The sequence below is a fragment of the Aeromonas sp. 602396 genome (assembly GCF_049173735.1).
GTDB classification, from domain to species: domain Bacteria; phylum Pseudomonadota; class Gammaproteobacteria; order Enterobacterales; family Aeromonadaceae; genus Aeromonas; species Aeromonas veronii_A.
Genome location: NZ_JAAKSD010000015.1, coordinates 1 through 12,293, shown reverse-complemented (window position 1 = coordinate 12,293; position 12,293 = coordinate 1). Strand labels below are relative to the sequence as shown.

The 12,293-nt window shown below is 61.2% G+C and carries 9 protein-coding genes and 2 tRNA genes; 1 reads left to right on the top strand and 10 read right to left on the bottom strand.

What is annotated here, in order from left to right; genetic code table 11:
- Positions 1-48: 48 nt before the first annotated feature.
- From nifJ to pnuC, 8 genes are all read right to left on the bottom strand, one after another.
- The gene (nifJ, locus tag G5229_RS16595) at positions 49-3,594 is read right to left on the bottom strand and encodes a pyruvate:ferredoxin (flavodoxin) oxidoreductase (RefSeq protein WP_421209707.1); all 3,546 of its coding nucleotides are present in this window, start codon (positions 3,592-3,594) and stop codon (positions 49-51) included.
- A 228-nt stretch (positions 3,595-3,822) separates the two neighbouring features.
- Positions 3,823-5,463, bottom strand: a complete 1,641-nt coding sequence (locus G5229_RS16590) for an alpha-glucosidase (protein ID WP_421209705.1) — start codon at positions 5,461-5,463, stop codon at positions 3,823-3,825.
- Positions 5,464-5,662: 199 nt separating this feature from the next.
- Entirely contained in the window at positions 5,663-6,043 is a 381-nt protein-coding gene (locus tag G5229_RS16585) for a DUF1622 domain-containing protein (RefSeq protein WP_421209704.1), read from the bottom strand.
- Between the two features lie 61 nt (positions 6,044-6,104).
- Positions 6,105-7,025 (bottom strand): alpha/beta hydrolase, encoded by a 921-nt coding sequence (locus tag G5229_RS16580; protein ID WP_421209702.1) that lies wholly within the window; start codon positions 7,023-7,025, stop codon positions 6,105-6,107.
- An 87-nt stretch (positions 7,026-7,112) separates the two neighbouring features.
- On the bottom strand, positions 7,113-7,433 hold the full coding sequence (yqfB, locus tag G5229_RS16575; protein ID WP_421209700.1) for a N(4)-acetylcytidine aminohydrolase: 321 nt from the start codon (positions 7,431-7,433) through the stop codon (positions 7,113-7,115).
- A gap of 43 nt (positions 7,434-7,476) precedes the next feature.
- Complete coding sequence (locus G5229_RS16570) at positions 7,477-8,148, bottom strand: Crp/Fnr family transcriptional regulator (RefSeq protein WP_040066930.1); 672 nt, start codon at positions 8,146-8,148, stop codon at positions 7,477-7,479.
- A gap of 105 nt (positions 8,149-8,253) precedes the next feature.
- Entirely contained in the window at positions 8,254-8,979 is a 726-nt protein-coding gene (locus G5229_RS16565) for a nucleoside phosphorylase (RefSeq protein WP_421209698.1), read from the bottom strand.
- A gap of 3 nt (positions 8,980-8,982) precedes the next feature.
- A complete protein-coding gene (gene pnuC, locus G5229_RS16560) occupies positions 8,983-9,699 on the bottom strand; it encodes a nicotinamide riboside transporter PnuC (protein WP_421209696.1) in 717 nt (238 codons plus the stop codon).
- 263 nt (positions 9,700-9,962) lie between these two features.
- On the opposite strand from pnuC, the gene G5229_RS16555 reads away from it, so the two are divergent.
- Positions 9,963-11,795, top strand: a complete 1,833-nt coding sequence (locus G5229_RS16555) for an SLC13 family permease (RefSeq protein ID WP_421209694.1) — start codon at positions 9,963-9,965, stop codon at positions 11,793-11,795.
- A gap of 218 nt (positions 11,796-12,013) precedes the next feature.
- Here the strand turns inward: G5229_RS16555 and G5229_RS16550 are convergent.
- Positions 12,014-12,097 (bottom strand) — tRNA-Leu (locus tag G5229_RS16550).
- Between the two features lie 8 nt (positions 12,098-12,105).
- Positions 12,106-12,182 (bottom strand) — tRNA-Met (locus G5229_RS16545).
- Positions 12,183-12,293 lie beyond the last annotated feature (111 nt).

Genomic DNA, 12,293 nt, shown 5'->3' with positions numbered 1-12,293 from the left:
TTGTTATTTGGCGAATAGAGTGGCTGTTGCCATCAAGCCATTCTCAGGTTACTCCTGCGCCGGACTCTCCTTGCCCGCCAGCTGGCTCAGCCAGGCGAAGCGGCGATTGGCCTCCTGCTCTGCCTCTTGATAGAGCTGGCTGGCCACCTCCGGCAGCTGGCGCTCCAGCCGCTGGAAGCGGGGCTCATGGCGCAAGGTCTCGGCCAGCGAGGCATTGGGTGCCCGCGAGTCGAGTGCCAGCGGCAACTTGCCCTCGTCAGCGCGGCGCGGATCGAAGCGGTAGAGAGGCCAGAAACCGGTGGCAGTCAGCTGTTTCATCTGCTCGTGGCTCTCGGCCATGTCGTAGCCATGCTCCTCGCAGGGGCTGTAGGCGATGATGAGCGACGGCCCCGGGTAGGCTTCCGCCTCCTGAATCGCCTTCACGGTCTGGTTCATCTGGGCACCGAGGGAGATCTGCGCCACATAGACGTGACCATACATCATCACGCTGGCCCCGAGATCCTTGCGCCCCTTGCGCTTGCCCTGCTCGCCAAACTTGGTAATGGCACCGAGTGGCGTCGCCTTCGACTGCTGGCCGCCGGTGTTGGAGTAGCACTGGGTATCTAGCACCAGCACATTGATGTTCTCCCCCAGACTCAGCACATGATCGAGCCCGCCAAAGCCGATGTCGTAGGCCCAGCCATCGCCGCCGATGAGCCAGACCGATTTTTCCACCAGATAGTCCGCATCGCGAGCCAGCTCTTGGGCTGCCGGGGTCTGGCTCTCCTGCAGCAGCGCTCGCAACTGCTGGATATGGGCCCGCTGCTCGGAAACCGGCAGGGTGGCATCGCCGAGCGCCTCGCGCAGCGCTGCCGGTATGGTGTCGCCCAGGCTCGCCAGCAGACGGCGCACCCGCTCCCTGTGCTGATCGACGGTGAGGCGGAAGCCCAGTCCGAACTCGGCGTTGTCTTCAAACAGCGAGTTGGCCCAGGCTGGGCCGCGCCCGTCGGCGTTGGTGGTGTAAGGGGTGGTAGGCTGGTTGCCGCCATAAATGGACGAGCAACCGGTGGCGTTGGCAATCAGCAGCCGATCGCCATAGAGCTGGGTCAGCAGCTTGATGTAGGGGGTCTCGCCACAGCCGGAGCAGGCGCCCGAGTATTCAAACAGCGGCGAGATGAGCTGGGAGGTGCGGATGTCGATGCGCTCCAGCTGTTCGGCGCTGCGCTCAGGCAGGTCGAGGAAGAAGTCGTAGTTGGCCTTCTGCTCGTCGAGGTGAGCGAGCCGTGAAGCCATATTGATCGCCTTGCGATCCGGGTTGTTGCGATCCTTGGCCGGGCACACCTCGACGCAGAGGTTGCAGCCGGTGCAATCCTCCGGCGACACCTGCAGCACGTACTGCTGGCCGCGCATGTCACGGGATTTCACATCCAGCGCGTCGAGAGTGGCGGGAGCTGCGGCCAGCGCATCCGGTTCCACCACCTTGGCGCGAATGGCCGAGTGGGGACAGGCGGCGACGCAGTAGTTGCACTGGGTACAGAGCTCCGCCTCCCAGATGGGGATCTCCTTGGCGATATTGCGCTTCTCCCAGCGGGTGGTACCGACTGGCCAGGTGCCATCCGGCGGGAAGGCGGAGACTGGCAGGCTGTCACCCAGCCCAGCCAGCATGGCTGCGGTGACGGTCTGGACAAAGTCGGGGGCCTTGGCCGAAACCACCGGCGGACGGGGGCGGCTGGCGGGATCCAGCTCACCCAGCGGCACCCGGGTCAGGGCGGCGCAGGTTGCCTCCAGTGCCATCCAGTTGCGCTCGACCAGTGTCTGCCCCTTGCTGCCATAGCTGGTGGCGATGGCCTGCTTCAGCAGGCTGGTCGCCTCTGCGGGGGGAATGATGGCGCTGAGCTGAAAGAAGGCCATCTGCATCACGGTATTGATGCGGTTGCCGAGCTGGCAGTCGCGGGCAATTTTGGCGGCGTTGATGATGTAGAAGTGCGCCTCTTTCTCGCGCAGGGCATGCTGTACCTCGCTGGGGAGGCGCTGCCAGATATCCGCTTCGCTGTAGGGGGTGTTGAGCAGGAAGATGCCGCCCGCTTTCAAGCGTTCCGCCATCCGGTACTTGTCGACAAACTGCCACTGATGGCAGCCGATAAAGTCCGCCTCTTCCACCAGATAGGCCGATTGTAGCGGCCGCTCGCCCACCCGCAGGTGAGAGACGGTGAGACCCCCCGCCTTTTTCGAGTCGTAGACGAAATAGCCCTGCGGATAGAGCTCGGTGTGGTTGCCGAGGATCTTGATGCTGTTCTTGGCCGCCGAGACGGTGCCATCGCTGCCAAGGCCGTAGAAGAGCGCCTCCAGCTTGTGTTGCTGGCTGTGAATGGGGCTTGAGGTGTCCAGCGCGTTTAGCGGTAGCGAGAGACCTGTGATGTCATCGAAGATGCCGACGGTAAAGCGCGGGCGCGGGTTCTCCTGTGCCAGTTCGGCAAACACCGCCAGCGCGCAGGCGGGGCCGAACTCTTTGGAGGAGAGGCCGTAGCGACCGCCGATGACCCGCGGCAGGCTTGCCCGCTCGCCCCGGCTGACCGCTTCGGCCAGCGCCGTCATCACGTCGAGATAGAGGGGCTCGGCCTGTGCGCCCGGCTCCTTGGTGCGATCCAGCACGGCGATGGAGCGTGCACTCTCGGGAATAGCGGCCAGCAGATGCTCGGCCGAGAAGGGACGGAACAGCCGCACCTTCACCAGCCCAACCTTCTCCCCTTGGGCCAGCAGGCGCTCGATCACCTCCTCGCAGGTGCCGATGGCCGAGCCCATCAGCACCACAATCCGCTCCGCCTGCGGGTGGCCGACATATTCAAACGGCCGGTAGTGGCGGTCGGTCTGCTCGCCAAAGGCCTGCATCGCTTCGCTCACATGGCCATAGGCGGCGTCATACCAGGGATTGCTCGCCTCCCGGCACTGGAAGTAGGTGTCCGGGTTGGCGGCGGTGCCGCGAATGACCGGTTTGTCGGGGGTGAGCGCCCGGTCACGATGGGCGCGGATGGCATCAGCGGGCAGCAGGGCACGCAGGGTGTCGTCAGCGAGCGGCGCTATCTTGGCGATCTCGTGAGAGGTACGAAAGCCGTCGAAGAAGTGGATAAAGGGGAGGCGGCTGTTGAGGCTCGCTATCTGGGAGATCAGGGCAAAATCCTGCGCCTCCTGCACATTGCTGGCACAGAGCATGGCACAGCCGGTCTGGCGCACCGCCATCACGTCCGAGTGATCGCCAAAGATCGATAGCGCGTGGGTCGCCACGGTGCGTGCCGCCACATGCAGCACGAAGGGGATGAGCTGACCCGCCAGCTTGTAGAGGTTGGGGATCATCAGCAGCAAACCCTGCGACGAGGTAAACGAGGTCGCCAGCGCGCCGGTCTGCAGGGCGCCGTGGACGGCGGCAATGGCGCCCCCTTCCGACTGCATCTCGACAACCCGGGGCACATCCCCCCACAGGTTCTTGCCTCGCTCGCTCGACCAGGCTGACGACTGCTCAGCCATGGCCGAGCTGGGGGTGATGGGGTAGATGGCGATGACTTCGCTGGTGCGGTACGCCACCGAGGCGACTGCGTTATTCCCGTCTGTGGTGATCATCTGTTTTCCACTTTGCTATGCCAGTTTGAAAGCCGATAGTTGCATCGGCAATGGATAGGTCGCAGGCATAGTAAAAGGGGCAATGAGAGCGTATCAAACGGGATAAATAATCAATTAATAAGTCAGTAATAGTGGTTAATTTAATCCCACAGCGTGGGGGCATGATTTTCTGCTAACAGCCAACGGGAGGTGGCTGACGGGCCATTGACATGGCCCGTCAACACGGGGTTAACCCTGATCCACTTGCAGCCAGATGGCGCACTGATAAGGGGCGAAGAGTGGCAGTGGTTCGCCAGGGTAATTGGCCAGCAGCAACCGCATCTTGTCTGTCACCTTGTCGAAGTGGGGCATCGGCAAGGGATTGGCCGTGAGATTGGCGAGCAGCAGCAGGGTGTGCTGCTCTCCGCTGGCCGGATCCTGCCAGTGGCGGCGATAGCTGATACGCTCGGGATCATCCCCATCCAGCAGCTCGAAATTGCCGTGGCGAATGACCGGGTGAGCCTTGCGCAGGGCGATAAGCTGGCGATAGCAGTGAAACGGTGAGTCGGGGCGGGCCAGCTGCTCGTCAGCATTTATCTCGACGTGGTTTGCATTGAGGGCGATCCAGGGGGGGGCCGTGCTGAAACCGGCGTGGAGGCCAGCGTCCCACTGCATCGGGGTGCGGGCGTTGTCGCGGCCGATGGCATCGAGCCGCCGACTCAGCTCGGCAGGATCCAGCCCTGACTGGCTGGCGCGGTAGTTGATTGCCTCCACATCGCGTAGCTCGTCCGGCTGCCAGTGACGGTTGGTCATGGCCAGCTCCTCCCCCTGATAGATGAAGGGAGTGCCCTGCATCATGTGCAGCACCATGGCCCACAGCCTGGCGCTGGTTTCCCGCCACTCTGGCCTGTCATCGCCAAAGCGGGAGACGGCGCGAGGCAGGTCGTGGTTGCCGAGAAACAGGCTGTTCCAGCCACGCCCGTGTAGCCCTTGCTGGTGGCGGGTCATGGCTCGCTTGAAGGCGAGGGGATCAAAGCGGGATGACCACTTGTCACTGCCCAGCCCCAGATGCTCGAAGTTGAACACCATGCTGAACTCGCTGCCATCGTGGTTCGAATAGTTCTGCATATGGGCGAGATCGGCTCCCCAGGTCTCCCCCACCGTGATGATCCCCTTGCCGCCGAAGCTGGCGGCATTGAGCTCGCGGATATAGTCGTGCAGGCGCGGGCCATTGCTCATGGCAAGCTGGTCCCACTCCTTGCTCACCATATCGATCACATCGAAGCGAAATCCCTTGATCCCTTTGCCCAGCCAGAAGTTGATCACCGCCGCCATTTCGGCGCGCACCGCCGGGTTGTCCCAGTCCAGATCGGCTTGACTGGGATCGAAGTTGTGCAGGTAGTAGCGATCAAGCTCCGGCACGTACTGCCAGCCGCTGCCGCCAAAAATCGAGGTAATGGGGTGAGCGTCAACGAAGGCCTGGTCGCGAAACACGTAATAACTCTGATAACGGGGATCCCCGGCCAGTGCCTTCATAAACCACTCGTGCTCGGTGGAGGTGTGGTTGGCGACGATATCCATCATGATGCCGATGCCGTGAGCGGCCGCTTCGGCTATCAGCAGCTCCATCTCGGTCAGGGTGCCGAAGGCGGGGTCGATGGCACGGTAGTCCGCCACATCGTAGCCGTTGTCCCGTTTGGGGGAGCGATAGATGGGGGTGAGCCAGAGCATATCGACCCCGAGGGTGGCCAGATAGTCGAGGCGCTGACGGATGCCGTTGATGTCGCCCAGTCCGTCGCCATCGCTGTCCTGAAAGCTCATGGGGTAGATCTGGTAGATGACGCAGCTATCGAGGTCTATATCGGGCGTGTGGAGGGGTTGCGGGTTCATCAGCGTGGCCGGTTGGGGAGGAGATTTTCTATCTTACGCAGATGAGCTGCTACTCGACAGGGCAGGGGAAACCTTGAAAAGGGTTCCATTGTTGGCTGATTGCCAAAAGTGCGGGAAGGGTCACAAAGGTGCCATCCCAGGCCACGGCTGTGGTCGGGATGGCACGGCACTCAGCGATGATGCTATGCAGGAATACTGGTTATTGAGCAGCCTTGGTCTGCTCGCTGCGCTGCTCCTGCTGGTGTTCCGCTTGTGCCTCAAGCTCCTTGCCGAGGAAGTAGTTCAGGAAGGTGCGGATCACCGCGATGATGGCGAGGCGGATCAGCTCCTCCTTGCTCGGTGCGACCGTGGTGGCCAGGATATCGGCGGCGAGCTGGAACTCCAGCGCCAGAATGAGCCAACTGCCGAAACAGAGGCGAATGCGCGGAAAGCCCGGTTCGTGATCCTCCATCCGTGCCGCCAGCCAAAGGGTCTTGCCAAGCCCTATTACCACACAGGCGATGGAGATGATCTCCAGCAGCAGCTGGAACAGCTCGACCCCGTGCATCATCCCTTCTCTCAGGCTCGCTATCTCAAACACTCGGGTCACCTCCCTGATTCAAAAGAGGACACTATTAACACATCGCTCGGCAAAGGCCAAATCAGAGGTGCCTGATAAGCATCGCGATCTGCTCAATTGTCTGACGGGCTGCCTGGCTCACACCTGCCAACTGGAAGAAGCCGTGTATAACACCCAGTTGCCGCTGACAGGTAGCTGTGACTCCGGCTTGCAGCAGTTTGCGATAGAGGGCTTCCCCTTCATCGCGCAGCGGATCATATTCCGCCGTTACGATATGGGTCGGCGGCAATCCTGACAGGGCAGGATGGTGGAGCGGGCTGGCTTCGGGATGAGTGGCGGGCAGTTCACCCAGATAGGCGTGAAAACCGCTTAACAGCATGTCGCGGGTGATGAGGTAGTCATCCCCTAGATGCCGATAGCTGTCACTGTCGCTCGCAGCATCGAGCATCGGATAGATGAGCAGTTGGGCTGCAGGCAAGGGGGCGCCTTGCTCCTTGAGTCGCAAGGTGGTGATCAGGGCGAGGTGGCCGCCGGCACTGTCGCCCGCAAGGGCAATCCTTGCCGGATCCCCATGCCATTTCTCCACATCGGCCATGATGGCGAGCGTGGCTGCCAGTGCATCGTCATGTGCTGCAGGATAGGTGTGTTCAGGGGCAAGGCGGGTATGTACCGCAAACACCAGTGCCTCGGCGCGATTGCACAGCATCCGCATCTGGCGGTCGTGGGTGTCGAACTCGCCGCTGACAAAACAGCCGCCATGAAAGTAGATCAGTGCCGGACGGCTTGCACTTGAGGTTGGTGCTGGTTGATAGAGGCGAACGGAATAATGGCCATGTTGCCACTCTTCGACAGCGCCAACCTCCTCCCGTTCACCACCCAATATGGCTGAAGCAAGATAGCCTTCACGCCGCTCCTGCCAGCTCAGGCTGCTCGCCTTGGGGCGGCCTGCGGCAATGAACTCTGTCACCATGGCCGCAATGGCCGGTTCAAGTTGTGTATCCATAACGCACCAATAACTGTATATAAAAACAGTTATTTTGCGCTTTTAGCCAAAGAGCGCAACCGGCGTTAGCTGAGGCAGCTCACAAAATCAGGCTTCAATCAGCACGAATTCAATCACATAGAGCGGCGGTAGATCGGGGTAGATCTCGCGGATCACCTGTTTGAGCTCGGGGAGTGTCATGTTCTCCTGACGGGCGTGCTCGTCGTTCAGTTCATCGAAGGCTACCGCCTTGACCGAGAGCACCTCTATGGTGCCAAAGGGCTGGTGCTCCGGGTTGGTAAACAGCGCCAACCGCTGGCCAGGCTGCCAGTTGGCTTCGCTCTCGTCGCGAATGGTGATGGTTTTGTGGCCCGCCTGAATATCGGCGACGAAGCGGCTGAAGAAGGTGAATTCGGGATGGGTAGACATGGCTCTCTCCTGACAGGGTTAATCGAAATGAGGTGAATGGAAATCAAAGATCGAGATAGGCACGCAGCCTGGCCAGATCGGCGATGACGGGGCCGTCACTGCCGTCGGCAACTATGCCCTGCTCGACCAGCTCCTTGAGGGCGCGGCGGTAGACCCGCTCGGTGGTGCCGAAGCGTGCTGCCTCGTGGGCCCGCTTGCGCGATCCCAGCATCGGAGTGCGCTGGCGCTCACGCCATAGCTCATAGGCGATGTTGTAGGCGATGGGGTGGAGCAGTCGGCTGGTGGTGATCTCCAGGGTATCGAGATAGTCGCTGGCAAGCGCGGCGGCAAAGAACAGGGTCAGCTCGGGTTCGGCCAGCAGCCGCAGGGCCAGCTTGTGGGCGCAGATGACCCGGGCATCCAGCTCGGTCTCGGCCACCACGTTCCACTGCACCGGGGTGGCGCTGAAGAACTCCATTTCGCCGAAGATCTGGCTGTGACACTCAATTTCGCCAAGCTGGAAGCGGCGGCCAGAGTGTACCGTGCTGTTGAGGGAGACCCGGCCATGTTCGACCAGATAGAGCTGCTCGCTCTGCTCCCCCTGCCGCATGATCAATTCGCCCGGCAGGTAACGGCGCAGAAACAGGGTGCAGGCGTCGAGCGCCGCGGCAAAGCGGGGTTCAAGCTGCTGGAGTTCGGCGTGAAAACGGCCGAGGGGGTAGGGCTGTTGCTGCATGACTTGCCTGTCGCACCGGATGACGAGGGCCATGAGGCTAGCAAGAGTGCGGGCCGGATACCAGCCCGCACGGTAGCGGATGTGCCGCAGTTAACGGTTTGCGCTTTATTGCACCAACGCGTTGAGGGCAGCCGCGATGGCGTGCTGCTCACCGGCCATCATCGCCTGTTCGGCGCTGGCGTAATCCGCTACCCCTTGCTGCACATCCTGCTCGAACAGCACCACGTTGCAGAGCACGGCGGCGACCCGCACCTTGCGCAGGCGACCCACGGTCAACAGGGAGGCGGTCTCCATGTCAGCGCCGAGCACACCACGGGCATGCCAGTAGCGGCACACCTCCTGCTCATCATCTCGATAGAAGCTGTCGTGGGAGCGCACCAGCCCGTGCCAATGAGGTTGGCCACAGGCCGCCACCTGATTGAGCAGGGCGGCCTGCAGCCAGATATCGGCGCAGGCGGGGTACTCGGCGGGCAGATAGGCCTGCGAGGCCCCCTCATTGCGCACAGCGCCTTCTACCACGATAAGGTCGCCGAGCCCGATGTCGTGCTGCAGGGCACCGGCGGAGCCGACCCGAATAAGCGAGCGGGCCCCCGCCTGCACCAGCTCCTCCAGCGCTATGATGGCCGAGGCACCGCCGATGCCGGTGCTGCAAACCGTGATGGGCAGCCCCTGATAGCGGCCGTTGATGAGGCGAAACTCCCGGTTTTGCCCCAGCACTTCACACTGCTCGAGCTGGCTGGCGATGCGATCGACCCGGGCCGGGTCGCCGCACAGTACCACCCGCTCGGCAATCTGGTCGGGGCGGCACTGCAGATGGGGTAACAGACTCATGGCTTACAGACCTTGTGGCTGGCGCTTGGCGGCAATCACCCAGAGGCGGGTGCCGTTGGCGGCGATAAACAGCAGGATCAGGTATTCGAGCGACATGGCATAGACGCCCTGCGCGGCATAGACACCGATGCTGATGATGTTGATGACGACCCAGAGGATCCAGTTCTCCACGTATTTGCGGGTCATCAGGATCTGCGCGACCACCGAGAGCACCGTCATGGTGGCATCCCAGAACGGGAAGGCATCAGGGGAGGGCTCGGGAGTGGCAAGTCCGGCACCAAACAGGTTGAGCAAAGCGACCGAGGTGCGCGCCAGGGTGGCGAAGACCGGGTCGATATAGCGTGTCAGCAGAGCGATGGCCAGCACGCTCACGGCGGCGGTCACCATCAGTTTGGATTTGCTGAGCCAGCGGATCTGCAGGGTATCCCCCTGATCGTTGACCGGGCGAGTCCAGGCGTACCAGCCGTAGACGTTGGCGTAGAAGAAGAACAGCTGCAGCATCAAGAGTCCGTAGAGCTGGATCTGGAAGAAGATGATGGCAAACAGGCTGACGTTGATCAGGCCAAACAGGTAGTTGATGGTCTTCTCCTGACTGGCGAACCAGATACAGGCCAGACCAAACAGGGTGCCGATGGCTTCAATCCATGACATGGCATAGCCGCCACCCAGCGGGATGGTCACTAGCGTGTTATTGATGCTGAACAGCTCGAATATGCTCATTTTCTGATCCTTGGGCATGAGGGTTAGTATGCGAGGGCGCCATTCTAAGGGGTGAGGGGGAGGAGGGGCAGGACTTTTGTCCGCCCCGTACTTGGCCCATATCAAAGAAATCACTGCTGCTGCCCGGTTATTCCAGCAGTGATGGGTTATGGTGCCCCCGCTGGCCGGACTTTATTGATATGTAGCAAGATGATAGCGCCATGGCTGTGGTCTGATAGAGTCCACTCTCCGGGAGGAGAATCACGTGATAAAAGGAGGTTGCATTGAATTCCGAGCTTGTCTGGGTGCTCTGTCTGCTGGCTGGCGCCATCTATCTCTTTATGACCAACAAGGTGCGCATGGACGTGGTCGCCCTGGGCGTGGTCATCTTGTTTGTGCTGAGCGGCACCCTCACCCTGTCGGAGGCGCTGGCGGGCTTTAGCGATCCCAACGTCATTCTGATTGCCGCCCTGTTTGTGGTGGGGGAGGGGCTGGTTCGCACCGGCATCGCCTATCAGGTGGGGGATGCATTGGTGAAGGTGGCGGGTAGCAGCGAGACCAAGCTGCTGGTGCTGCTGATGGTGGCGGTGGCGAGTCTGGGGGCTGTCATGAGCAGCACCGGAGTGGTGGCCATCTTTATCCCGGTGGTGCTGAGCGTGGCGAACCGGATGGGGATCCCGGCCGGTCGCCTGATGATGCCCCTCGGTTTTGCCGGGCTGATCAGCGGCATGATGACGCTGGTGGCCACACCCCCCAACATGGTGGTCAACAGCGAGCTGATGCGCCACGGCATACATGGTTTCGGGTTTTTCGATTTCACCCCCATGGGCGTGCTGATCCTGGGGCTGGGCATCCTCTACATGCTGCTGGTGCGCGGCTCCTTGGTGGGCGAAGGGGAAGAGGGCAAGGGCAAGCCGACCGGGCGCCGCACCCTGCGCGATCTCATCCGAGACTACCAATTGGCCGGTAGGGCCCGTCGTCTGGCGCTGCGGCCTGACTCCCCGCTGATTGGTCACACCCTGGACGAGCTGCAACTACGCGCCCGTTATGGTGCCCACGTCATCGGGGTGGAGCGTTGGCGCAAGTTTCGCCGGGTGATGGTGCCGGTGTCGGGGATCAGTGAATTTCAGGCGAAGGATGTTCTGCTGATCGACATGTCAGATCCCGAGGTGGATGTGCGGGCGTTTTGCAGCGAGGCACGGCTCGAACCCATGATCCTGCGCGGGGAGTATTTCTCCGATCAGGCGCGGGAGGTGGGGATGGCCGAGGTGTCGCTGATCCCCGAATCCAAGCTGCTGGGTAAAAGCGTGCGTGAGGTGACCTTCCGCTCCAGTTATGGTCTGAGCGTGGTGGGGCTGCGCCGCGACGGTGAGGCACTGGCAGGCAAGCTGGTGGACGAGCCGTTGCAGATGGGGGACTCCCTGCTGGTGGTAGGGAATTGGAGCCATATCAGACAGTTGCAGACCCATAGTCGCGACTTTCTGCTGATGGGGTTGCCCGCTGAAGTGGACGAGATGGCTCCCGCCCGCAGCCAGGCGATCCATGCCCTCTTTTGTCTTGGAGTGATGATCCTGCTGATGGTGACCGATCCTGTGCCCAACGTGATTGCCGCACTGATCGCCTGTCTGCTGATGGGCAAGTTTCGCTGCATCGATATGGAGAGTGCCTACAAGTCGATCCACTGGCCGACCCTGATCCTCATCGTCGGTATGCTCCCCTTTGCGCTGGCGCTGCAAAAAACCGGCGGGGTGGATCTGATCGTCGGTGGTCTGATCAATGCGGTAGGGGAGATGGGGCCGCGGGTCATGCTGGCCAGCCTGTTTGCCCTCTGCGCGGTGATCGGGCTCTTTATCTCCAACACCGCCACCGCAGTGCTGATGGCGCCCATTGCGCTGGGCACGGCCCAGCAGATGGGGGTATCGCCCTATCCGTTTGCCATGACCATTGCCATCGCCGCCTCGGCTGCCTTTATGACGCCGGTCTCGTCACCGGTGAATACCCTGGTGCTGGGGCCGGGCAACTACAAGTTTGCCGATTTTATCCGTATCGGGGTGCCATTCACCCTGTTGGTGATGGCGGTCAGCGTGGTAGCGATCCCCTGGTTCTTCCCGTTCTGATAACCGGGATGATGAATGTGTGCACCAGCGGCCTGCGGGCCGCTTTTTTGTGGCCGAGAGACAAGAGTGGCAAGGCGTGATCGGAATCAGTGAAGAGTGATGTGGACGGGAATTAACGTGGAGCCGGGTTAATAGAGGAGCGAGAGAAAAACTGGGGAGAGGCAAATTTCAGATACAAAAAAACCAGCGTGAGCTGGTCTGTTTGGTACTGCTATTAATGGTGCGGAAGGAGAGACTCGAACTCTCACGCCTAGGGCGCCAGAACCTAAATCTGGTGCGTCTACCAATTTCGCCACTTCCGCAATATTAATGGTGGCTATGACGGGATTCGAACCTGTGACCCCCGCATTATGAGTGCGATGCTCTAACCAACTGAGCTACATAGCCGTTTGTTATCGACCACTGATGTGGAAGAGAACAGAAAAATGGCTGGGGTACTAGGATTCGAACCTAGGGATGGCGAGATCAAAACCCGCTGCCTTACCGCTTGGCGATACC

Bases quoted from the DNA above. Each gene is read 5' to 3' on its own strand.
- nifJ (WP_421209707.1), bottom strand. From the start codon at position 3,594: ATGATCACCACAGACGGGAATAACGCAGTCGCCTCGGTGGCGTACCGC.
- G5229_RS16590 (WP_421209705.1), bottom strand. From the start codon at position 5,463: ATGAACCCGCAACCCCTCCACACGCCCGATATAGACCTCGATAGCTGC.
- G5229_RS16580 (WP_421209702.1), bottom strand. From the start codon at position 7,025: ATGGATACACAACTTGAACCGGCCATTGCGGCCATGGTGACAGAGTTC.
- yqfB (WP_421209700.1), bottom strand. From the start codon at position 7,433: ATGTCTACCCATCCCGAATTCACCTTCTTCAGCCGCTTCGTCGCCGAT.
- G5229_RS16570 (WP_040066930.1), bottom strand. From the start codon at position 8,148: ATGCAGCAACAGCCCTACCCCCTCGGCCGTTTTCACGCCGAACTCCAG.
- G5229_RS16565 (WP_421209698.1), bottom strand. From the start codon at position 8,979: ATGAGTCTGTTACCCCATCTGCAGTGCCGCCCCGACCAGATTGCCGAG.
- pnuC (WP_421209696.1), bottom strand. From the start codon at position 9,699: ATGAGCATATTCGAGCTGTTCAGCATCAATAACACGCTAGTGACCATC.